The organism is Embleya sp. NPDC005971 (genome assembly GCF_040629175.1).
In the GTDB taxonomy this organism is placed as follows: Bacteria; Actinomycetota; Actinomycetes; order Streptomycetales; family Streptomycetaceae; genus Embleya.
In genome coordinates this window covers 80,708-102,930 of the sequence record NZ_JBEXUX010000037.1, presented here as the reverse complement: position 1 = coordinate 102,930, position 22,223 = coordinate 80,708, and the positions used below count along the sequence as shown (strand labels likewise).

18 protein-coding genes are annotated in these 22,223 nt (G+C 70.7%); 11 read left to right on the top strand and 7 right to left on the bottom strand.

The window, feature by feature from the left end:
* The 3 genes from ABZ374_RS29045 to ABZ374_RS29035 all read right to left on the bottom strand — a co-directional run.
* On the bottom strand, positions 1-364 hold a 364-nt coding region (locus ABZ374_RS29045; protein ID WP_360316298.1), incomplete at its 3' end, for an SDR family NAD(P)-dependent oxidoreductase.
* Between the two features lie 203 nt (positions 365-567).
* Positions 568-2,169 (bottom strand): ABC transporter substrate-binding protein, encoded by a 1,602-nt coding sequence (locus ABZ374_RS29040; RefSeq protein WP_360316296.1) that lies wholly within the window; start codon positions 2,167-2,169, stop codon positions 568-570.
* A 62-nt stretch (positions 2,170-2,231) separates the two neighbouring features.
* Positions 2,232-3,548, bottom strand: coding sequence for a DUF1214 domain-containing protein (locus ABZ374_RS29035; protein WP_360316293.1), 1,317 nt, complete (start codon positions 3,546-3,548; stop codon positions 2,232-2,234).
* 314 nt (positions 3,549-3,862) lie between these two features.
* Between ABZ374_RS29035 and ABZ374_RS29030 the strand changes: the two genes are divergently transcribed.
* Positions 3,863-4,528 carry a helix-turn-helix domain-containing protein gene (locus ABZ374_RS29030; protein WP_360316290.1) on the top strand — a complete coding sequence of 222 codons (666 nt, stop codon included), beginning with the start codon at positions 3,863-3,865 and terminating at the stop codon, positions 4,526-4,528.
* A 966-nt stretch (positions 4,529-5,494) separates the two neighbouring features.
* Here ABZ374_RS29030 and ABZ374_RS29025 read toward each other — a convergent pair.
* A complete protein-coding gene (locus ABZ374_RS29025; protein WP_360316288.1) occupies positions 5,495-6,964 on the bottom strand; it encodes an MFS transporter in 1,470 nt (489 codons plus the stop codon).
* 330 nt (positions 6,965-7,294) lie between these two features.
* Between ABZ374_RS29025 and ABZ374_RS29020 the strand changes: the two genes are divergently transcribed.
* Positions 7,295-8,797, top strand: coding sequence for an IMP dehydrogenase (locus ABZ374_RS29020; protein WP_360316285.1), 1,503 nt, complete (start codon positions 7,295-7,297; stop codon positions 8,795-8,797).
* Positions 8,798-9,120: 323 nt separating this feature from the next.
* Here ABZ374_RS29020 and ABZ374_RS29015 read toward each other — a convergent pair whose 3' ends face one another.
* Complete coding sequence (locus tag ABZ374_RS29015) at positions 9,121-9,567, bottom strand: hypothetical protein (RefSeq protein WP_360316282.1); 447 nt, start codon at positions 9,565-9,567, stop codon at positions 9,121-9,123.
* A gap of 342 nt (positions 9,568-9,909) precedes the next feature.
* Here ABZ374_RS29015 and ABZ374_RS29010 point away from each other — a divergent pair, with 342 nt between their 5' ends.
* Positions 9,910-10,431, top strand: coding sequence for a pyridoxamine 5'-phosphate oxidase family protein (locus tag ABZ374_RS29010; RefSeq protein WP_360316280.1), 522 nt, complete (start codon positions 9,910-9,912; stop codon positions 10,429-10,431).
* A 5-nt stretch (positions 10,432-10,436) separates the two neighbouring features.
* The gene (locus ABZ374_RS29005; RefSeq protein ID WP_360316278.1) at positions 10,437-11,525 is read left to right on the top strand and encodes a serine hydrolase domain-containing protein; all 1,089 of its coding nucleotides are present in this window, start codon (positions 10,437-10,439) and stop codon (positions 11,523-11,525) included.
* Positions 11,526-11,556: 31 nt separating this feature from the next.
* Here the strand turns inward: ABZ374_RS29005 and ABZ374_RS29000 are convergent, their stop codons facing one another.
* Both ABZ374_RS29000 and ABZ374_RS28995 read right to left on the bottom strand, forming a co-directional pair.
* The gene (locus ABZ374_RS29000) at positions 11,557-12,102 is read right to left on the bottom strand and encodes an NAD(P)H-binding protein (protein WP_360316275.1); all 546 of its coding nucleotides are present in this window, start codon (positions 12,100-12,102) and stop codon (positions 11,557-11,559) included.
* 72 nt (positions 12,103-12,174) lie between these two features.
* Positions 12,175-12,579, bottom strand: a complete 405-nt coding sequence (locus tag ABZ374_RS28995; protein WP_360316272.1) for a cupin domain-containing protein — start codon at positions 12,577-12,579, stop codon at positions 12,175-12,177.
* A gap of 749 nt (positions 12,580-13,328) precedes the next feature.
* Here ABZ374_RS28995 and ABZ374_RS28990 point away from each other — a divergent pair.
* The 7 genes from ABZ374_RS28990 to ABZ374_RS28960 all read left to right on the top strand — a co-directional run bounded on the left by ABZ374_RS28990 (position 13,329) and on the right by ABZ374_RS28960 (position 21,858).
* Positions 13,329-13,847, top strand: a complete 519-nt coding sequence (locus ABZ374_RS28990; RefSeq protein ID WP_360316269.1) for a hypothetical protein — start codon at positions 13,329-13,331, stop codon at positions 13,845-13,847.
* Positions 13,848-14,403: 556 nt separating this feature from the next.
* Entirely contained in the window at positions 14,404-15,756 is a 1,353-nt protein-coding gene (locus ABZ374_RS28985; RefSeq protein WP_360316266.1) for a choice-of-anchor A family protein, read from the top strand.
* Positions 15,757-15,898: 142 nt separating this feature from the next.
* Positions 15,899-17,362: a PAS domain-containing protein gene (locus tag ABZ374_RS28980; protein WP_360316263.1), complete on the top strand. Its 1,464-nt coding sequence runs from the start codon at positions 15,899-15,901 to the stop codon at positions 17,360-17,362.
* Positions 17,363-17,891: 529 nt separating this feature from the next.
* A complete protein-coding gene (locus ABZ374_RS28975; RefSeq protein WP_360316260.1) occupies positions 17,892-18,272 on the top strand; it encodes a CAP domain-containing protein in 381 nt (126 codons plus the stop codon).
* A gap of 1,160 nt (positions 18,273-19,432) precedes the next feature.
* Entirely contained in the window at positions 19,433-20,746 is a 1,314-nt protein-coding gene (locus ABZ374_RS28970) for a ferredoxin reductase family protein (protein ID WP_360316257.1), read from the top strand.
* A gap of 92 nt (positions 20,747-20,838) precedes the next feature.
* The gene (locus ABZ374_RS28965) at positions 20,839-21,027 is read left to right on the top strand and encodes a hypothetical protein (protein WP_360316254.1); all 189 of its coding nucleotides are present in this window, start codon (positions 20,839-20,841) and stop codon (positions 21,025-21,027) included.
* Positions 21,028-21,177: 150 nt separating this feature from the next.
* Entirely contained in the window at positions 21,178-21,858 is a 681-nt protein-coding gene (locus tag ABZ374_RS28960; protein WP_360316251.1) for a response regulator transcription factor, read from the top strand.
* The last annotated feature ends 365 nt before the right edge of the window (positions 21,859-22,223 follow it).

Below are 22,223 nucleotides of genomic sequence, written 5' to 3'. Positions count from 1 at the left end.
GGCGGCGGGCGAACTCGCGGGCGCAGAAGTAGGTGCCGTTGAGGGTGATGTCCACGACGGTGCGCCACGCGTTGGGGGACATCTCCTCGGCGGGCGCCGGGAAGTTGGCCGCGGCGTTGTTGATCAGCACGTCCGGGAGTCCGAACGTGTCGACGGCCGCGTCGAAGGCCGCCTCGATCTCGGCCGGCTCGCGGATGTCGCAGGTCGCGGTGGCGATCCGGGCACCGAGGCCGGCCAGGTGCTCGCGCGCTGCCGCCAGGTGCTCGGCTTTGCGGCCGGCGACCACGATGTCCGCGCCGAGGCGGGCGTATTCGGTCGCGATGGCCTTGCCGAGGCCGGTACCGCCGCCGGTCACCAGCACCACGGATCCGTCGTATGTGTCGGGTGGCAGGGCTCGGGCGCCGGGCGGGGCGGGTTCCGGCAGACCCGGGTACGGGTTTGACGTAGAGGCAGCGGGCAGGTCGGTCATGGCGGGGGTTGCTCGACTTCCGGTGTGGTGCGGTGGGCGGTTCCCTGTGCGGAGGCCGCGTACGGCGGTGTCGCGCGAGCGCGCTTGGGGGTCGGCCGCTACGGGGCGAGGCCGAGGCGGTCCATGAGGACCGAGCCGGCGTTGAACAGTTCGACGCCGGCGACGCGGTCGGTGAACACCGGACCCTGGGTCGATTCGGCGTACACCCACATCGGCAGGTCGGCCGCGAGCGTGCGTTGCAGGTCGGTGTAGGCGGCCTTGCGAGCGGCCGGGTCGGTGGCGGCACGGCCGGCCGCGAGGGCACGATCGGCGTCCGGGTTCTTCCAGCCGATCAGGTTCTGCGGGCTGGTGGAGACGAACGCGTTCCAGGCGCGGGGTTCGGGGTCGATCACCCAATCCTGGTAGAGGGTGGCCTGGTAGTTCCTGTTCACCGCCACACGGGTGATGTACGCGGTGATGTCCAGCGGTTCGATGCGCATGGACACGTTGCGGTACGCGCGCAGCCGGCTCTGTAGGTACTGGGCGATCTTGTCCGTCACCGATGCCTTCGGGACGACGAAGGTGAAGTCGGTCGGGCGGCCCTGGGCGGCGAGTTCGTCGAACAGGCGCTGTGCCTCGACCCGGTCGGGGGCCGGTTGGGCGGCGCCGGGGTCGAAGAACGGCGAGCCGGTGTTGAAGTAGCCGCGGGCCGGAACCACGCCGAGATCGAGGGTCCTGGCCATCTCCGCCGGGTCGATGGCGAGCGCGAGCGCGCGGCGGGCCCGGACGTCGTCGAAAGGAGCTCGGGTGAGGTTGAACTGCACCGCCTGGCCGCCGTTGGCACGTACCGGCCGGCTGTGCAGGCCGTGCTTCGCGCGGTCGAGCAGCGCCTCGGCGCCGATGACGATGTCGGCTCCGCCGGAGCTCAACGTGTTGTACTGCTGTTCGATGTCGCCGACGACCTTCACATTGACCTGGTCGAGATGGGGCAGGCCCTGGTCCTTTTGCCAGTAGGCGGGGTTCTTCCGGTAGATCTGCTCGGCGCCACGGGTCCAGCGCGCGAGGGTGAACGGCCCGGCGCCGATCGGCTGATTGCGGTACACGTCCGGCCCTTTCGCGAGCACGGAGGGGGCCGCGATGAAGGTCAGGTCCACCGCGACCGTGCGATCGAAGGTGGGGTTGGGCGCGGCGAGGGTGATGCCGAGGGTGAGCGGGTCGACCACCCGAAGGGTGAGCCCGAGGGCGGCGACACGGTGTTGTGAACGCACGTCGGGCCTGGCGTGCATCTCCCAGTTGGTACGCACCGCGTCGGCGTCGAACGGGGTCCCGTCGGAGAAGGCGACGCCCCGGCGCAGCCGGAGAGTCCAGGTGGTGCCGTCGGTCGTGGTCAGGGCCTCGGCGAGGTGGGGCTTGACGGTGTCGGACTCCGGGTCGAGGTAGACCAGCGGGTCGTAGAGCGCGGCCATGCGGGCGTTGTCGGCCGGCGCGCCACCGTAGCTCGCGCCGAACGGGTCGAGGGAGTTCGCCTCGCCGGTGGCCAGCATGGTGAGTGTGCCACCGGCCCGCGGGGGCCTGGTTCCGGCCCTACTCCCGTCCCCGGTCGGCCCGTTCCCGTTGCCGTCCGTGTCCCCGCCCGCGCATGCCGTGGTGGTCAGCAGGGCGGCGGCGATGAACGTCGCGGCGACCGTTCGGGGGCGATCGGCATGTCCGGCAGCGCGCATGTGTGGTTCCTCGCATCGAAGTTGGAGCGTCCGGCGAACGGGTGGTGGCGGATGGTCGGGGGTCAGCGGCGGAAGCGTCGGGCGAAGTGGGCCCGGCGGCGCGCGAGGGAGACGGCGCGTTCGGCGCGGGACGTCCGGCGCGCGTCGGCGGGGACGCGGTCGTCGAGGTCGGCGAACGGGACCACATGGGCGACCGGCGTGGGCGCGGTGCGGGCCCGGACCCAGCGCCAGGCGACGTGCCCGGCGGAACGTCCCTCGGTGTCCAGCCAGTTGGGCAGTCCGGGGTCGGTGTGGGCGACCACGATGCGCACGACGCCGTCGGCGTCCACGTGTGCTTCCTGGCCGTTGAGGGCGTTCTGCCGGTTGTGGATGTCGAGCGATTCGAACCACGGCCTGCTGTAGAGCATGACGCTCCAGTAGTCCGCGTCCGGCGCCTCGGTCTCGATGAGCAGCGCCTGGTCCGGTCCCAGTTCGTAGGCGCCGCCGCCGTAGCGGATGCCCTGGGCGCCGCCGGGTACCGAAGCCGGCGGCGAGATGCGGTTCGGGCCGCCCGCGCGCTCGTACACGGTGTCCATGAAGGGGCCCCAGTACTCCATCGTGGCCCGCTGCCACACGGTGGCCTCGGCGATGCGGGCGGCCAGCCGGGTCGGCGTCAGCGGCGCCGGGAACCGGCCTGCCGAGCCGATCCGCTCGATGACGAACTCGCCCGTGCGGTCGAGGTCCAGGTCGCACACGTACACCCGGATCGACAGGTATCGCGCCCGCCGATCCAGTCGCAGCCACGGCCCGGTGTGCTCGCCGGGCCGAACCGCGGCGACGACCAGTTCGAACGACCCGTCCTCGGCGACGTCGAGGGCATCGATGTCGCACTCGGCGAACACGCCGTACTGCTCCATCTGCATGTCGCCTTCGACGACCGACACGATGAGGTTGCGCACCCCGGCGAGGTTGCCGGTCACCCGGTAGCCGTGGTCGGCGTCGACGCGGGCCCGCAGGTACACGTTGTCGACGTTCGGGCCGCCCCACTTGACCACGTCGTCGTCGAATCGGTGGAACGTCGGGAACGCCGGATCGCCGTGCTCGACGGTCGACTGCAGCGCGTGGATCGCCACCCGGGTCAGGTGGCGGAGGCCGTCGGCGGGATCGGGGTGATCGCCGGCGCGGATCGTGCGACCCAGGTCCGCCAGTTCCGCGCAGAACCGGTCCCACGTGGCGAAGCACGCGGCAGTGGCCTGCTCCGGCGTCGCCGGTGTCTCGGGCGTCGCTGCGGTCTCGGGCGTTGCTGCGGTCTCGGGTGTCTCCAGCCTCTCGGGTGTTGCCGGTGCCTCGGGCGCCGCCGGCTGCGCCGGGTCGTCGAGCGTTTCGAAAGTGTCGGCCATGAGGCTGCCCGCCCTTCTGATCTGAGCACGTTTTGAGGCGACGCCTTAATTAAGGCACCGCCTTAGTAAGGCACGGTGCACATGCCGAGTCAAGGGCCATCCCCACCCGGGGAAGGCGCGCTCACGGGCGGCTCCGACGCGCCCCCGGGCGTGCCCCGGATCCCGTCTCGGGCAGTCCCGCCCCGCGGTCACGCAGGGTCGGCACCCGCTCGCGACGATGGGTCGAACCCGCTCCCCGGACGGCCCGAACCGGCTCGCACGAACCGTCGAACCCGCTTTCCCGGATCGCTCGAACCCGCGGTTACGCTGGCCCAATGCCTCGCGACGCGACCACCACCCGCAACCGGATCATCGATGCCGCCGAACAGGTGTTCGCCGAGCAGGGCGTCGGGGAGTCGAACCTGCGCGACATCCACCGCCTGGCCGGGCAGGCCAACAAGTCCGCGCTGCACTACCACTTCGGTACTCGCGACCGGCTCCTCGACGCGGTCATGGAACGCCACCACGCGCACGTCGACCCGCTGCGCGCCGCCCTGGTCGAACGGCTCCGCGCGGCCCCCGCCCCACCGGACATCCCGGCCGTCCTCGACGCCCTGGTCGCCCCGCTCGCCGCCCAACTCGGCACCCCGTCCGGTCGCAACCGCATCCGCATCGTGGACCGGATGCGCCACGACCGCGGCCTGTCGGCAGCCACCCTCATCCCCGAAGACGCCGCTCCCGAACTGCCCTGGCTCTTCGATCGGTTGAACGACCATCTCGCGCATCTCCCGCAGTCGGTACGGGAGTTCCGCGTGCTCTCCTGGTCCGCCATGTCCACCGGCGCGCTCGCCGACTGGGCCCGCCACAGCAGCGGCACCACGGCTCCGCTCGGCTTCACCACCGACGAACTCGTGGCAAACCTGGTGGTCATCGGCACCGCGCTCCTCACCGCCCCCGCCCCCGCCACACCCGCGCCTTCACACGACCGGCAGCGAGCGTGACCACCGGCCGCCCGCGTCGCGGCCGCGCGCACGGACGGCCCCGGCAGCTCCCGGCGAGCGGTCGGCCCTGCGGTACCTCGCGTTGTCGACGACCGTCGGCCCGACCGGAACGGAACGACCGGTTGCGGGAGTACACGCGGTGCGTGCCGACCACGACGTGACGGCGACCCCGGGAAGCCGCGACCGACACGGCGGGACCAACGCGTGCGTCATCTCCCACAGAGTCGTCACCGGTCCGCCCGCGCAGGGCGGCCGGGCGACACCAGGAGCAGGCACGTAGACGGTACGACCGGCGCAGGGAAGGGAATTCCGCGCCGGCGCATCGAGCCGACGAACCCTGGGAAGCCGTCGGGGTGGTCGGGATCGCGACGGGGGCTCGGATGTGGGGGCGGGCGGTCCCCACGTCGCCGACGAGACCGGAGCGGTGAGGTGCAACTCGGGTAGTTCGCCGCCGTGTTCGACCCGCAGGGCGTCGAGCCGGCCGGAGCGCACGACCCACCCGCCGGCGATGCCGTCGATGTCGTCGCCGAAGCCCCGAAAAGGCCCGTCCGGCACCCGCCGGGAGCGAAACCGCGATCCGTGGGGCTTGCGCTCCAGTCGGCACTGCCGTTCACACCCATTGCCCGGAACGCCTCGGTGCCGGCCAGGCACTCGGCGTGCGCGGGACCATCAGGCCCCACTCGACCGCCAGACGAACGACCGCTGCAAGCGGTGCAGTTGCGTATCGATCTCCCCGACAAGCGGCAATGGCGCGGAGATCGCCCGCCCGGCAGCCGAACGGGACCCCCCTCCCGACGCCGGAGGCCATAGCCGAGACCGTGGGCTCTGTCGTGCAGATTGCTCGACGACCAATCCCGCCGGAATCCGGTGCCGTATTTTGCGATGGGGGCGACTGGAAGCCGGACGCTACCGGCCCGCCGAGGGGGCTGCCGCACCGTGCTCACCTGTTCCGTCGCATCGGGCGGGTCACTCGTGTGTGCGCCTGTCCGCAGTCGGTCGATTCGGGCCACGTGGTCCACGCGGGTCGGGGTGCAGGAGGAAGGTGAGTGTGAGGCCGACGAGGAGAATCGCTGCCACCAGGGCCGCGGTGGCCGAGATGGCGGAACTGCTCGACGGGAGAACGCTCGTGGGGCCCTCTCGGGAGCCCGCGAGGGCGATGTAGGCCGCCACGACGAGGGTGATGCCGGCGGCGGTGCCGATCTGACGTACGGCGTTGTGGGTTGCGGCGGCGACTCCCGATTGTTCGCGCGGGATCTCGCGGAGGGCGATGTGGGTGAGTTGGGCGCCGGCCAGGCCCACTCCGAGTCCGTACAGGCCCAGCCACGCCGTGGGCGTCCACCAGGTCGACGGAGACAACGCGGCCAGGGCGAACGCGCCCATGGTGGCGATTTCGATGCCGAGGCCGGCGCGCACCCAGCGGAGCGGGGCATGGCTGCGGGTCCGGCTCGCGAGGGCTCCCGCGATCAGCACACCCACGGACAGTGCCGTGGGCGCGGCGGTGACCTGGGTGGGCGAGGCGTGGAAGGTCTCCCGTATCCAGCCGGGGATGACGGCCAGGAGGCCGAACTCGCCGAGGGCGATCACGCCGGCGATCAGGTTCGCGGTCCTGAAGCCGGTGTTCGGGCGCAGCGCCGACGGCGTACGGCGGGGTCGCCGGAGGACGAGGACCAGGGCGGCCGCTGCGGCGAGTGCGGCGGGGGCGATGGGCAGGGGCCATGGGCGTCCGAGCAGCTGCGGGGTGTCGTGGGGTTGCCACCAGCCGTGGAGCGGACCGTCGACGACGGCGAAGGCGGCCGTCACGAGAACGATGGCGACCCTGGCCGTTTGGCGTTGGTCGACGGTGCTGTGGTGGCCGGGGATGGGGGCGTGGCGCGTCAGGGCGATGAGCATCACCGCGGCACAGGCGGGCGCCGGTGCGGCCATGGCCCAGCGCCAGGAGTGGTGTTCGGTGAGCCATCCGCTCAACAGGGGGCCGATGGCGGCGCCGGCGCCGATGGTGGCGCCCCAGAGTGCGAAGGCTCGCGTCTGGTCGTGGCCGGGGAGGTGGTGTCTGAGCAGGCCGAGCGAGGAGGTGGTGAGGACGGCTCCGGCGAGGCCCTGGGCGGCGCGTACGAGGAGGAGTTCGGTGGGGTGGGTGCTGGTCGCGGCGGCGAGGGCGAGGACCGCGAAGGCGGCGAGTCCGGCGAGGAAGACGCGGCGGTGTCCGTGGCGGTCGGCCAGGGCGCCGGCCGGGAGGAGGGCGGCGGCGAGGGTGATGGCGTAGGACGCGAACAGCCATTGGGTGTGGGTGCGATCGATGTGCAGGTCGGTGGCGATCCACGGGAGGATGGCGGACACGCTGCTGGTGTTGGCCACGACCAGGGAGGCGCCGAGCCCGGGTGCGAGTACGCCGCCGCGTCGGAGTGTTGTGGTCGAGGGGGCGGGTGGTGCGTTCATCCGGGCGCCGTTCCTGGGTTGGGTGGGTCGGTCGCGGAGCCGTACCCGTGTGTGGGGTGGTTGACGAGCGTCGGCGGGCATTCGGGCGACGGTGCGGTCGGGGTGTCGGGGTGGGTTAGGATCGCGCAACCGTTGTCACCCACCGCACGCTCTCGAACCCGTGGCGCAGCCGTCCGGGATACGGTTCGTGCGCCTGTTCGTCTCATCGTGTGAACCCGCCGGGTCTGTCCGGTCCGTTCGGCGTTGCGTCGTGTCGGTGCCGGGCGATCCCGTCGATCGCGGCTGGGCGCGGGGGCGGGCGTGCGTGGCACGTATGAGAGGACGCGCGCCGTGGAGGTTCTGTCCGAGGTCTCGCGCACGCTGGGCGAGTACCTGCTGCTGCCGAACGAGACCACCGAGGAATGCACCCCGGACCGGGTCGATCTGACGACCGCGTTGGTGCGGCACCGGGTCGGCGAGGCATCGCCGTTGCGGGTGGCCACTCCCCTGCTGAGCGCGATCATGGAGGCGGTGTCCGGCCCGCGTCTGGCGATCGCCCTGGCGCAGTGCGGCGGTTTGTCGTTCGTCCACCAGAACCAGCCTGTCGAGGCACAGGTCGAGGATGTGGCGACGGTCAAGCGGCACAAGGCGGGTTTTCGGCCCGCGACGGTGTCGCTCAAGCCCACCGCGACGCTGGACGAGGTCGCGGAGCTGGTCCGGGAGTCGGGGGCGGAGCAGGTGCCCGTGACCGAGGACGGAACGGTGGGCGGACGGCTGGTGGGGCTGATCGGTCCCGGTGACTTCCACCGGGACCGCCACGGCGGGGGCGCGCCGGTGTCCGCGCGCATGCGCGGGGTCGGGGACCTTCTCACCGCGCCGGTGGGCGTGTCCCTGGGTGACGCGAACGCGTTGTTGTGGGACCGGCGCGCGGACGTGCTCGCGGTGGTGGACGGCGCGGGCGTGCTCGATTCGCTGGTCCTGCGCCGCGACTACGACACGCACAAGCGGTTCCGGCACGAGAGTGTCGACGGTCTCAAGCGGTTGCGGGTGGCCGCCGGGGTCAATACGCGTGACCATCGCGATCGGGTGCCGGCGTTGGTGGAGGCGGGCGCGGACCTGTTGTGCATCGACTCCTCGGACGGCTACTCCGTCTACCAGGCACGTGTGCTGGAGGACGTGCGTTCCGCGCACGGGGAGGGGGTGTACGTGGGTGCGGGCAATGTCGTGGACGGTCGGGCGTTCGAGTACCTCGCGGACGCGGGCGCGGCGTTCGTCAAGGTGGGGATCGGTGGCGGCAGCATCTGTACGACGCGGGCGCAGAAGGGGATCGGCCGCGGTCAGGCGTCGGCGTTGTTGGACGTGGCGCAGGCTCGGGACGCGTATGCGCGGCGGACGGGCGAGTATGTGCCGCTGGTGTGCGACGGGGGCGTCCTGGAGGACAGCCACATGGCGATCGCGCTCGCCATGGGCGCCGACGCGATCATGCTCGGTCGCTACTTCGCGCGCACGAGCGAGAGTCCGACCCGGCGGGTACGGGTGAACGGGCAGGACTACAAGGAGTATTGGGGCGAGGGTTCGATGCGGGCCCGCAACACGGCCCGGTACGAGCACCACGAGCACACGCAGGCGGTGGCCTTCGCCGAGGGCGTGGACGGGCTGGTGCCGTACGCGGGCAGCCTGTACGACGCGGTCGCGATGACGACGTCGAAGATCCGCGCGACGATGGTCAGTTGCGGCTCCACGTCGCTGGAGGCGTTCCGGGAGTCGGCGCGCATGGTGGTGGTGTCGGAGCAGAGCTTCCGCCAGACCGGCGCCGAGGTGCTGGTGCGCGAACGCGCCGACACCATCGGCTGACGTACGACGAGGCGATCGCCGCGTTGTGGGGGTACGCCACCGACACCGGCTACGGCCGGATCGCCGCGCTGCGCCGTGGCGATGGCGTGTACGGCCTCATCCGCGTGTGCCGTTCTCCTTGTCCTGCCACCACCAGGTGGCGCGGGTGTCGTCGAGCGTGGCGAGCCGGACCTCGGCCACGGTCGGGCAAGGCCGTGCAGGTGAGCCGGCGAGGCGGGCGCAGAAGGGGACCGGCCGCGGGCGGGCCACCGAGCACGCGGGCGGTGTCGACCAGGTCCGCCCGCCCCGGCACGGCGCACCAGTCGAGCAGCCGGAAAGTGTCGTCACCAGGCGGGTCGAGGGTCGCGCAGGTGCTGCGGAGTCTGTTCGGGCAGGGCGCGCGAATCGTCGTCGGTGCGCAGGATGAAACCGGGATGCGGTGGGTAGTCGAGGTTCGCCGGTGCCGGGAGGTGGAAGCGGCGCGTACGCGCAAGCGGGACCTCGGTCAGCACCCCGTCGTGGAGCATCCACAGGCCGAAACACTCATCGTCCACGTCATGCATCAACACCTGCACACTGCCCGGGTGCGGCCACTCCAGGGACTCCAGATACCGCAGCAGCCCGGTCCTGCCACTTTGGCGCGGGAACTCCGCCGCCCACCCGTAACCGCCCAGCACGGCGATCGGCTCGAACCGCCCCCGCCACGGACGACTGTCGTCGAAACGCTCCAACGGCTCCATCACCTCGTGCGCGTGCAACGCCAACACGACGACCTCGGCATCCATACCCATCCCGTGATACCACCCCACTCCCGGCACCCGAGGCAACCCGATTCCCGCCCCGAACGAACCACGACACCCCGTTCGGACCCGCCGGGATTCCCCGTTTTGTCGAACGACCTCGACCGGGACTTCCCCGATGCCATGGGAGCTTTCGTGAGGCGGTCCTCGCACTCGCGAGCGGGTGTGCCTCGTGGCGACGGCACTCGGGTGTGCGCGGACCGATGAGTTTCTCGGCGCGTTCAGGTCATCATCATGACGGCACGTAACACCTACCAGAGGGCATGACGGGTCGGCTCGGCGGTGCTGCTTCCCGGTGTCGGTTGGCCGACCATGCCTCATCGAGGAAGTGACATGTTGGACAGCGAACCGGACACCGTGTTGGGGTCGTTCTCGTCTCCGGACGCGCGAGCGACGCCGTGGGCGTCGGCATTGGCGGTCATCGGTGCGGCGGAGGTGTTCTGGCTTTCCACGACGCGGCCCGACGGGCGACCGCACGTGACGCCTTTGTTGGCCGTTTGGAGTTTGGGGGCCATGTGCTTCACCACGGGTGGTCGCGAGCGCAAGGCACAAAACCTCGACCGCAATCCCCGCTGTGTGCTGACGACCGGCACGAATGCCCTGACCGGTGTGGACGTCGTCATCGAGGGTGTCGCGTCCGTGGTGGACGGGCGCTCCGAGCGTGAGCGGGCGGTCGCGGACTTCGAGCTGAAGTACGGCGCACATCTGACCAGCCCGGAGGGGACCTGGTACGGGTTGGGCGAGGCTGTCATCGGGGGCGACGTCAGGCTGTATCGAGTCGCGCCGACCGTCGGATTCGCTTTCGGCAAGCTGCCGGTGGCCAGTCAGACTCGCTACACGTGGCCCGGCCGGTGACCACGATGGCCTCACTGCAGCAAAAGGTCCAAGACGTCCTGGACGGCCTCGTCGATACGGGAGCCGAAACCGGCTTGCAAGTGGCGGTGTACCACCGCGGTGCGCTCGTCGTCGACGCCGTCGCCGGTGTCGCCGACGGCCGGACCGGGCGCAGGGTGACCGCGGAGACCCCGTTCTTCGGTTTCTCCGCCGGCAAGGTGGTGACGTCGCTGATCGCTCACCTGCTCGTCGAGTCCGGTGTCGTCGGGTACGACACGCCCGTGGTCGACCTGTGGCCGGAGTTCGGTGCCCACGGCAAGGCGACCGCGACTCTTCGGCACGTGTTGACACACTCGGTCGGTGTGCCGGCGATGCCTCGTGGCATCGGCCCCGCCGACCTGAGCGACTGGTCGCGGGTGTGCGGCGCGATCGCCGACGCCGAACCGCGATGGCGCCCCGGTACTCGGACGGGATATCACTCGTTCACCTTCGGCTTCCTTGTCGGCGAGGTCGCACGCCGGGCCGCGGGCAAACCGATGCGGCAGCTCTTGCGGGAGTGGATCGCCGTGCCGCTGGGCCTGGACGGTGACCTGTTCTTCGGTGTGCCCGCAACCGACCTTGCCCGCCTGGCACGACTCGAAGACGCCGCGCCACAACCGGTCGTCCCACCCGACGGCAACGCCATGCTCGCGCCCTGGGAACTGCGACCGACCGCGGCGATGGGCAACAGCCACGAGATCCTGCAAGCCGACATCCCCTCCGTCGGTACGTTCACCGCGCGGGCGATCGCCGCCATGAATGCCGCGCTCCTCGACGGTCGGCTCATCGATGCACACCGGCTCGACGAGGTGACGGCGGTGGCCTTCGAGGGCACCGACCTCGTCTTCGGCAACCATGTGCGACTGGCGCTGGGCTACCCGCTCGGCCGCATCGGCGCTCGGCCGGACGAGGGGCTCACCACGTTCGGCTGGGTCGGTGGTGGCGGCAGTTACGTCTATGCCGATACCGCCACCGGCACCTCGTTCGCCATGACCAAGACCCGTCTCACCCCCCACTTCGACACCGCACAACGACTCGCGGACCTGACCGCAGCCGAGATCCATCCCCCTGCTTGAGTCTCGGCACCGGAGGTTGTTTTCCGTTTCTTCAGCCGGGACAGCGCGTGTTCCGCCCGAACTCGCCTCCGGGCAGCGCGGATGCGTTCACAGCTCGACGAGGACGTGTGAGGCGCGATCGTGTGTGGGCCAGGACGGCGGCGGGTGGGCGAGGGCCACGGGCCCACCTGACCAAGGGGCCCCGGACGTGATGCCACCGCGCGCGAGCGGTCCCTTCACCCGCCTCGTACGCCCACGCGATGCTCTGCGCCACGATGCGCCGAACTCCCGCCTCCTGTGCGGCATCGACGAGATTACGGGTGCCGACGGCGCGCATCCTCGCGTTGGCCACGAGGTCGACCGCGGACAGATCGGTGAGTTGATGCATCACCACGTCGGGCTCGGCCCGGCTGACCACGCGGGTGAGCGCCTCGCGATCGTAGACGTCCGCGGACGCGACCTGGACGCCGTGTGCTCGCAGATCGGTCGAGGCTTCCGGGCGACGCGTCAGCGCTGTGACACGATGCCCCGCGGCGACGAGCGCGGGGACGACCCGCCGGCCCAGGACGCCGGTCGAACCGGCAATGAGAATACGCATGTTCGCAACTTCGGCTTTCGGTCGTGGTCGGGCCGAGGCGTCGGTGCCCCGGGCGGTGTACGGGTTCGGCGCTCACCCGGTCGGTCGAGGCGCCCGGCGGTCCCGCCGTACGAGCAGTTCCTCCGCGTCGACGAGGGTGAGCATGGGCTCGCCGGGGACGCCGACCATGACCACCACGAACCGGCTCCACGCGTCCGCGAGATTGTTGCCCGCCCGGTAGTGGATGACGTCGCCGCCCGGCTCCCAGAACGCCTCGCCGGCGCGAATGATCCGCTCGGGTTCGCCTTCGAGCTCGAACACCATCTCGCCTTCGAGCATGTAGCCGAACACCGGACCCGAGTGCCGGTGAGGCGGCGTACCCGCGTCTCCGGGCGGCAACTCGACCGTCATGGCCATCACTTCGGCGGCCGTGGGCAGAAACGGCGGAGTCTGGTGGAGAAGGGTCGTCAGTACCGTCCCACCGCGCTTTTCGGTCATGGCCGCAACGGTAGGCGTGCATCGGTCCGCGCGAGTGGTCCACTCGGAGTCGATTCCGATGGACCGGTCGCGCGGCACGTGAGCATCACCTCGGCGGCCCCTTGGCGCACCCACTCGACGTGTTCGGCCGACTCGTGCTTCGAGGGCCGCCGGATCACGGGCCTACGCGGGTGGCGGGTGCGCGACAACGGAACTCCCCGAAGGACTCGACCGGTTGATGGCAGACCTCCCTTACCGTTCATGACGATTCCGAGCCGCCACCGCACACATCCACGGCCCCGAGTTCCGATCGCGGATGGGCGGGTCGGCCGCGATGCCAGGTGGAGCGCCGCCGACGCGCCCATTCGACGCCCGTCCGCCCTTCCCGCCGTCGGCCCGGGCACGAACCCCCGCCCCGGGAACATCCGGCCTTGGTGAACGAGCGTCGCGCCCGGCCGGGCGGGCGCGGTGGAAGGTACTCCTCGTGTGGCCGCCGTGATCTTTGAGCGGACGTTAAGGGACGGCTCAACACCGCTTAAGGACGTGCCTTCGGGAAGGCCGCTACGGTGGCGGCCCGACGCAGGTTCCCCGTGCCGGGAAACACCGTGCCGCGCACGCGGCCGGGCGAAACTGCGAGGTCCACCAAAATCGCCGTCCACATCCGATCCGCGCCCCCGGCCCCGCAGCGCCGGTCCCACGCCCGGCCCCGAGACGCCGTCGCTCCCGCGCGTCCGCGCCCCCCGGTGCCCGGAGCCATCCGGGAAACGACGATGCGGCGCGCCCGCCGGGCCGCCGCCTCCCTCGCGCTCTGGGTGACGACGACCACGATCGTGACCGCACTCGCCTGGTGGGGGGTGCGCGCGGTGCTGCGCGACACCGTCTTCGAACGGCCCCCGTTCCCGGCCGCGCCGCAACACAGCCCGTCCGCACAGGCCCGGCCCCAGTCGTCGGAAAGCCCCGCGGCGCCGACCCCGACCGGCAAGAAGGTGGTGGCGGCCCCGCCACCCGCATCCACCCGTCCGCCGTCGAAGTCCCCGACACCGAAGAAGAGTCCCGCCGACGCGAACACGACGCCCGGGACGTACCAGGTCCTCGGCGGGCGGGCGTCCTTCGAAATCGGTGCCACGTCGGCATCGCTGATCGCCGCGACCCCTGCGCCGAACTGGGCCGCGAAGGTGTGGAACAGCGCCGAGTGGATCCGGGTGGACTTCACCAAGGACGGGCACACGTCCTCGATTTTCGTCACCTGGAACGACCACCCGCCCGTGGTCTCCACCCACGAGGAATAGGCGGGCCGCACAAACCCGTGTCGGGTGTGCCCTTCGGTCCGGGGTTCGTTGAGCCGGATGTGCCTTCGGGCCGATGCACGGGATGTGCGCAGAGGCTGCTCCCGGCCGTGGGTGGTTTCGAACGGACCGCCGCGCTCCCCGACGGAGCCGATGCCGTCCGTACTTCCAACCCGACGACGGCGCGTACCCAACGCCGCCGGGTTCGGAATCGACAGGCGTGGTGCCGCGTCCGGCCCGTCCGCTTCTTCCTACCGCCCGGTCGACCGGGCCTCGTGCCGCCCGGTCCGGCCGACCACCTCGCGTACGGCGTGCGGGCCGCGGTGCGTCGTGCTCGCCCGCTGCGGCCCCATCGAAAGCCATCGACCTCAGGAAGTGTCGGTGCCCGTCCGCGGGGGCATCTCCCAATACGCGTGTCGACGCCGCGCCCTGCGGGAAGATTCCCGCACCCGCCGGCGATGTTCTTGAGATTCTTTTAAGGCGACACTAGGCCAATATTAATCATGAACCACCAGGTGGACGAGTTCATTTGTGGCACGGGCTGCTAATCTTTCGCGTCGTGAGAATCAATGGAAAGAACATGGCGGGCGTCACCGCGGCCATCGCCGCAGCGGCCGCTCTCGGTCTGATCGGCGCAGGACCCGGTTACGCGGAAAAGTCGGGCGGCCGGCCGGCGTCCTGTCCGACCTCCGGAGAAATGCCGGCCATAGGGAATTCGCCGCGTTTCACCGACAACAATGTGGCGCTTTTCGCGGGTGGCGACTACACGGCCGACGGTGCGGCCGCGGAGGCCGAGGGCCTGTTGGTGGTCAAGGGGCGGGCGACGTTCGCGAAGAGTTCCGGCGGCGTGTTCAACGTGGGCCGTGTGGGCGCCGGTTCGGGCATCCTGCCGACCTCCGGCAACGTCATGCTGGCCGTCGGTGGTGATCTCTCGATCGCCAAGGGTACGACGGTCGACGTCGGCTCCGGACTCACCACCGGGCCCAAATATGGTGGTTCGGTACAGATCGGCGGCTCCTTGAACGCCGCCGGCTCGTTGCAGACCAACGGCGGGGCCGGCCCGTCGCAGATGGGGCCCGCCCGGGCGATCGAGCCGTACGCCGGCTTCGACCGGACCCTGCAGGACGAGTCCGCATCGCTCGGCGCACTCAAGCAGACCGGCACGGCGATCCGCTCGGGCGCGACGGTGACGTTCAAGAGCACCGCGGCGAGCGTCCGGAACATCCAGGTGTTCGCAATATCCGCGGCGGATATCAACGGCGCTTCGTCGTTCGTATTCGAGGCGATCCCGGAGAACTCCTCGGTCCTGGTGAACGTGACCGGCACACCGGGGGTATCCATTTCGCCGATGTCCGTCGGATTCAACGGGGAACGCGTCGATATCTATTCGTCACCCAAATACGGCCAGGCCGCTTCGCGCATCCTGTACAACTTCCGCGAAGCCGCGTCCCTGACCCTGGGCGGCGGCGGCAATTTCATCGGGTCGATCCTCGCCCCCAAGGCATCGGCGGATCTGACGGCGAGCACCAACGGCCGTCTGTACGTCGGTGGGAACGTAAGAATGCACGGGACGGGCAACGAAAGCCACAACTATCCGTGGAGTGGCACGCCGGCCTTCGCCTGCAAGCCCGAACTCCCCGCGCCTCCCACACCGTCCGCATCCGTCCCGCAGCCCTCCCGACCGGGTACGCCCGAGCAACCGGGCCTGCCCGACCGGCCGACCCCGTCCGCGGAGTCTCCGGGCGCCACGCCGCCGAAGTCGGCCGGCCCGAACACGCCCGGCGACGGCAAGTCGCTGGCCGAGACCGGTGGTTCGCACGCAACCGTCCTCGCCGTGTCCGCAACGGCCGCGGTCGCCCTGGCGGGTGGCGCGGGCGTCTTCGCAACCGCCCGGCGCCGCCGCCGGACGTGACGGCACGGCGACGCTGACGGGACCGGGGCGGGGCGGCCGAGACCGCCCCGCCCCGGTCCCGCTCACAGGACCACGTCGCGGCACCGACCTCGCCTCCGACTCCGAGATTGGCGTCACAGTGAACTACGCAGACCTTGCACCCGTGGAGCCGCACACCCCCGCCTGGACACCGCCGGCCACCACCGACCCGGTCCCGCCCGTCACCTGCGGCGCGCCCGCCCGTCGCACCGCACGCTTGCCGCGCATCACCGACGCCTTCCCCCAACCGGTCCTGCTCGTGGACTGCAACGGAACCGTCGTCGGCGCCAACACGGCCGCCGTCGACGGTCTGCAGGCACCCACGACCCACCTGCTGGGCCGCGGGGTTCTGGACATCCTCCCGCAGTTCGACCTCGGCCGTACTCCGGGCGGCGTCGCCTGCGACGACGACCGGGACGACGAGCCGACGCACATGACCGTACGGTGCACCGACGGCTTCGAGTTCACCGCCGAGGTCGCGATCCGCCTGGTGCGCCGAGCCGACCTCGACGACGAACCGGCATCGCCGATGTCCCCGCCGGCCGGGCCCGCCCCGCACGGTCTCGACCACGACGACCGCGACTTCCTGATGGTCACCGTCACCGACGTGACGTCACAGCTCTCCGCGGAGCGCGCCTGCCGGCGCCTGAACCGGCAGACGGAGCTGATCCTGCGGGCCACCGCCGAAGGCATCGTCGGAGTGGACATCCGCGGCCGGATCGTGCTCGCCAACCCGGCGGCCACCCGTCTGCTGGGACGCCCCGCAAGCGAACTCCGCGGCCGCGAACTCCTGCCCCTGGCACTGCACTCCACCGAGGACGGCAGCCCGCTGCCCCCGGAGGAGTCGCCGCTGACCGACACCCTGCGGACGGGACGCAGCCACCACGACCTCGGCGCCGTGTTGTGGGGCCGAGACGACACGTGGCACCCGGTCCGGCTCAGCACCGTCCCGATGACCGACGAGGGCCACCTCGTCGGCGCGGTCGTGGCCTTCACCGACCGATCCGCCGTGCACGCGGCCGCAGTTCGCCGCGACCGGCTGGCCGCCGTCCTCGACCACGAACTACGCGCCCCGCTCGACCGGACGGCGCAGATCCTGACCCGTCTCGTCGAGGACCCGGCGGGCGTGCTGTGGCCCGAAGCCAATCGCATCCTGCGGCAACTCGCCGAGGACTGCGGCCAGGCCGCGCACCTGGCCGACCGGCTGCTGCAACCGGCCGACGGCTCACCACAACCGACGGCCGAACTCGCCCGCCGGCAGCAACCCGCGGCGCACGTCGCGACGACCGCAGCCACCCATGCCCAGCCCGCCGCACAGCCCTCCGCACAGCCCGCCCGCCGGGGCCGGCACGCCGACAACCGCGACGACGACCTCCCCGACGCCCACGCCACCGCGCAGCGAAGCCGCCCCTTCGGCCCGCCCCCGGTCACCGTGCCGGGCACCGTCGTCGACGCCGGGCCACCACGCCGCCGGCACCGACAACTCCCTGCGGCGCCGCGCATCGTGGTCCGCGCCCTGGAAGCCGGTACGACCACGTCCACCGCGCCCGCCGACGGCCGAGGAGCCATCGGCGCCAACCGGACGTGAGCCCGGTGCGTATCCACAACGCCCGTATCCGCCCGCGCACTTGAGACTTCAGGAAGGACCGAACGTGGGACAGCATCGCCGTCGCGACAGGACCGGGAGCCACCGGCGCCCGACGTGGCCGCAGGCCGGGGCCGCACCGCTCGGCGCGCAGCGGGGCGTGGCGTACGCCGTGGGCGCGAGCGTGCTGGCCTTGGGTGTCAGTGTCACCGTCGTCGACCGGGCGACCGCCCCACGGCACAACGTCGTCGAAGCGGCACCCGCCGCAGACGGGTCCCCGGCCGCCTCCGTATCGCTCATCCCGCCCGTACCACCCGCTTCGTCGGCGAACTCCGACGCGCCCGCGGCCCCTCGGACCGCTCCGCCCGCCACCCGCCCGACCGCCCGTTCCGAGCCGATCAAGGCCGCCAGGCAACCCGCCGCGGCACCACCCCCGGCCCCTCCCCCGACCAAACCGCCGATCAAACCGCCGACCAGGGAAGCACCGGCACCACCGCCGGCCGGGTCGACGTTCGCGAGCACCGTCCTGCGCATGGTCAACGGGCAACGCGAGGCCGCCGGACTCCGCCCACTCGCGACGGACGCCGAACTGGTGCGCGTCGCGGACACGATGAGCCGGGACGCGGCCACGCCGAGGTATGCGAACGACACTCGCACCAGTGCACGCGACCGATGGAACATCGGACCGTGGACTCGCGGCGGCCTCCCGCGGATCGCCGGGATCGGCGGCGCGAGCCTCGCCTTCGGCCAACCCTCCCCCGAGGCCGTCCTCGCGCTGTGGATGCACAGCCCACAACACCGGGCGAACATCCTGGACCCGCGCTGGACACGCGTCGGAGCGGGGGTCCACATCGACGCAATGGGTGTTCCCCACTGGACGCTGCTTCTCGGGTACACGGTCCACCGACCGTGATCCGTCCGGTCCCCGACGATTCACACGGCCATCCGATCCGCTTCCGGGGAATTCCATTCGGCACGTCTTCCCTACACTTTTCCTCGCTCCCGGCGGTCCGGTCGCGGGGGAAACACACGCGGCCGATTGTTCGGTCGAGCCGAGGGCGAGAGCATGGATCGAGCAATTCTCGAACTATTCAACGACTGGGGCCTCGTCGGGCATTGTGGATTCTTCCCGAGGCATCCGGACGAACCTTTTCCGCTTGCCGAAGGCCGTCGACGCGGGCGCGGGAACGGGCGGCGAGCGTCCATGGCCGGGCTCATCCGACCTGGTCGCACAGATGTACGCACCGGCACCCAAGGAGACGAAGTACCCGCTCCTCGTTCCGTGTTCGGGCGTCGAGGCAGCCTGCGCAGCCGAGCCCGAAGGGCCGACCCACGACGGATCGGCCTGCCGACGGACACCGTCCACGCGACTTCCGAATCGCCCGGTCGTGCACGACGAAACGGGTGCACGGTCACGTGGGACAGGCGCTCCTTTGCCGACCCGGACATTGTCTTCGGCAACAAGCCGGAGCGGGTCTCTCAAACTGACGTCAAGGAAATCATAAGTTGATCTTAAGTACCGTCGCGGTCGGGCTTTTCGTCCTGACAAGCCTTCGGTTCACCGCTATTTTCCCGCCTATGCCGCACACCGCCGCACAGCACCCTCGTCCCGACGGTATTCACAACGCGGCGTCACGCCCCGGAGGCCGACGCCGCCGCGCGGCCCCCGTCGGTACTTCCCCGGAAGCCGCAGTGCCCACCCGACTCGCGCCCGGTCCGCTCACGACCGGGAAGACACCACCACTGGTGGCACCCGTGTCCTCCCGGGGACCGGTGGCGCCACCCGTATCCCTGTCTCCGTGTCCGTCCGCGTCCCCGTTCCCGCCCGCTTCCGCGTCGACCGACAACCCTCCGGCGGCATCCATGCCCGCACACGCACGCACCCTGTCGTGGACACAGATCGAGCCTCCCGCCGTCCCGCGCACGGCACCGTCACCGTCACCGCAGGCTCCCCCCGCCGATTCCCCGAAGTCCGCAACGCCTCCGGCACCTCCACGACTGCCCGTCCGCGCCGAAGACCACCCCATGCCCGGGAGCGAGGGGCCCAGGACGGGAGCGGGCACGCACCGAACCGTGGCCCCACCGCGAATCTCCCCCCACGTCCCGCAGTTCGCCCTGCTGTTCGTCGGCGGGACGACCTTCGGCATATGGGCCGCACAGATCCGACCCAGCACGCGCCTCGCCGCCCTCCTGGCGACCGCAGCGCACCTGACGGGGTTGCTCGCGGGTCTGGGCATGTTGGCGATGCTGCTCCTGATGACGCGTATACCGGCGGTCGAACACGGCATCGGCGCGGACACACTGGCGCGTTGGCACGCACGCGGCGGGCGCACAATCGTCCTGCTGATGCTCGCACATACCGGACTCGCCTGGTGGGCCTACAGCGCCTACAACCACGTGGGGCCCGTCGACGGGCTGCTCGACATCCTCGGCTACCCCGCGCTGGCCGCCGCCACGTTCGGCTGCGGGCTCCTGGTCGCGGTCGCGGTGTTCTCCGCGCGCGCGGTGCGCACCCGGGTGAGCCACGAGAGCTGGCTTCGGATCCATCTGCTCACCTACGTCGGGACGGCGATCGCCTTCTTCCATCAGCCCGCGGGCCCCGACCTCGGCGGAGCGCCGGTCCTCGCGTGGTTGTGGACCTTCCTCCATGTCCAAGTCGCGGTATTGCTGGTGTGGTACCGGGTCGTCGTCCCGCTTCGTGCGCTGCGCCGTCACGACATCCGCGTGCTGCGCGTCTACGACGAAACCCCGGACGTCGTTTCGGTGCTCATGACCGGCCGCGGGCTCGCGTCCCTGGACGCCGCCTCGGGTCAGTTCTTTCGTTGGCGATTCCTGACCCGCCGCCTGTGCCGGACGTCGCTGCCCTTCTCGGTCTCGGCGCCCGTGCGCGACGACACGCTGCGCATCACGGTCAAGGTCGTCGGGGATCACACCCGACGCGTCAAACGCCTGCGGCCGGGCACCCGGGTGCTCGCCACGGGCCCGTTCGGTGCGATGACCGCCCGACGCCGCACCCGCCGCAAAGTACTGCTGATCGCGGGAGGCATCGGGATCACCCCGATGCGCGCCCTGTTCGAAACGCTGCCCGGCGAACCGGGCGACATCACGTTGCTCTACCGGGCGACCGACTCGGCGCAACTCGCGCTCCGGGAGGAACTGGAAGAGATCGCGTGGCGCCGCTCGTGCCACGTCCACTACCTGCTGGGCTCCTCGCGCGGGCCCGACAACCCCGTCACGTCCGCGCGACTGCGCCGACTCGTACCCGACATCGGCGAGCACGACGTGTACCTGTGCGGCTCGCCGGACATGACGCGCGCGACCCTGCGAGTTTTGCGCCGCGCCGGTGTGCCACGCGGGCAGGTCCACGCCGAAGTCTTCGACGCCTAGCGCGTCTTCGATCCCCCGCCGAGCAACTCCCGCGCGGCCGACGCCCGCACGCGCCGACACCTCCCCTTCGCTCCTTCGTTCAAGGAACCGTCATGACTCTTCGTCGCACGGCCACCGCCCTCTCGCTGACGGCCACGAGCGTGTTGATCGTCGCCCTCACCGGCGTTCCCGCACCGAGCGCGCCGGTTGCCCCGGACCGCACGAGTTCGCAGGGCGCGCCGGCGACCACTCCGCAGGCGGCGCCCGGTTCGGGGACGATCGTGGGAGCCCGGGTGCCGTGAGATCGCATCGGACGACCATGCCTGAACGGGCCGGTAGCAGAAACCGGCCGCTTATTTCGCTTTCCCTCCGCCTCCTTTCCGGCCTTGATTTCCCGCAGGGTTTCGATTCCCGATCTCCATGGCGACGCCGAGGCACTATGGTCTCGGGTCATGGCTCAGGTGCTCTTGGTTGAAGACGATCATTTTGTACGTTCCGCTCTGATTCGATTCATCACGCAGGAAGCTCATGGAGTTCGCAGCGTGGGAACCGCCCTGGACGCTCTGCGTGAAATCGCCCGGCAATCCTTCGACGTGGTCATTCTCGACCTGGGATTGCCGGATCTCGACGGTGGTGAGGCACTGAAGATGTTGCGCGGCATATCCGACGTCCCGGTCATCGTCGCGACCGGTCGTGCCGACGAGGCGGAAATCATTCGGTTGCTCAACGCCGGCGCCGACGACTATGTGACGAAACCGTTCTCGGGAGAGCACCTCCGGGCACGGATGTCGGCGGTGATGAGACGCTACGACAGACGCCGCGACGCCCGCGACGTATTCGTCTGCGGTGCGTTGCGCGTCGATGTCCTGCGCCGTGAGGTGGAGTTCGACGGTAGGACCGTGGACCTGACCCGGCGCGAGTTCGACCTGTTGGCGTGCCTCGCATCCCAGGTGGGCGCGGTGGTGACCCGCCGTGACATCCTCGCGCAGGTATGGGGCCACGCCCAGGGCGACGACCAGACCATCGACGTGCATCTGTCCTGGTTGCGACGCAAGCTCGGCGAAACGGCCCGGCAACCACGCTACGTGCACACCGTGCGCGGTGTGGGGGTGAAGCTCCAGGCACCGACCTGACCCGACCGAGCCGCCGCCGGGTCGGGCGCGCCCACCGCACCCTCGGCGCACGGCTGATGGCTGATGGCCGACGGCTGACGGCTGACGGCTGACGCGGGAATTCCGCCGGCTGGGGACACCGAGAGAGATCCCCACACATCCGTCGAAAATATCCGTGCTCAGGTGTGCATCACGAATGGCGAAGCAAATGACACCGAGGGTGGCCGCCGCACCCCACCAGCGGACCCGGCATGTCCACGACCGCGCCTCCCTTAAGTACGACTCATCTCCCACATAAACGCTGCTCTGGATCGGACCGATTCCTTCGTAATCCCTTCTTCGGCTTCCTCGTTGACGTTAGGTTCCAATGCAGCCCCCGTACCCCA

Bases quoted from the DNA above. Each gene is read 5' to 3' on its own strand.
- ABZ374_RS29030 (WP_360316290.1), top strand. From the start codon at position 3,863: ATGCCTCGCGACGCGACCACCACCCGCAACCGGATCATCGATGCCGCC.
- ABZ374_RS29035 (WP_360316293.1), bottom strand. From the start codon at position 3,548: ATGGCCGACACTTTCGAAACGCTCGACGACCCGGCGCAGCCGGCGGCG.
- ABZ374_RS29010 (WP_360316280.1), top strand. From the start codon at position 9,910: ATGTTGGACAGCGAACCGGACACCGTGTTGGGGTCGTTCTCGTCTCCG.
- ABZ374_RS28965 (WP_360316254.1), top strand. From the start codon at position 20,839: ATGACTCTTCGTCGCACGGCCACCGCCCTCTCGCTGACGGCCACGAGC.
- ABZ374_RS29025 (WP_360316288.1), bottom strand. From the start codon at position 6,964: ATGAACGCACCACCCGCCCCCTCGACCACAACACTCCGACGCGGCGGC.
- ABZ374_RS29040 (WP_360316296.1), bottom strand. From the start codon at position 2,169: ATGCGCGCTGCCGGACATGCCGATCGCCCCCGAACGGTCGCCGCGACG.
- ABZ374_RS29000 (WP_360316275.1), bottom strand. From the start codon at position 12,102: ATGCGTATTCTCATTGCCGGTTCGACCGGCGTCCTGGGCCGGCGGGTC.
- ABZ374_RS28990 (WP_360316269.1), top strand. From the start codon at position 13,329: ATGCGGCGCGCCCGCCGGGCCGCCGCCTCCCTCGCGCTCTGGGTGACG.
- ABZ374_RS28995 (WP_360316272.1), bottom strand. From the start codon at position 12,579: ATGACCGAAAAGCGCGGTGGGACGGTACTGACGACCCTTCTCCACCAG.
- ABZ374_RS29015 (WP_360316282.1), bottom strand. From the start codon at position 9,567: ATGGGTATGGATGCCGAGGTCGTCGTGTTGGCGTTGCACGCGCACGAG.
- ABZ374_RS28975 (WP_360316260.1), top strand. From the start codon at position 17,892: ATGGTCAACGGGCAACGCGAGGCCGCCGGACTCCGCCCACTCGCGACG.
- ABZ374_RS29005 (WP_360316278.1), top strand. From the start codon at position 10,437: ATGGCCTCACTGCAGCAAAAGGTCCAAGACGTCCTGGACGGCCTCGTC.
- ABZ374_RS28960 (WP_360316251.1), top strand. From the start codon at position 21,178: ATGGCTCAGGTGCTCTTGGTTGAAGACGATCATTTTGTACGTTCCGCT.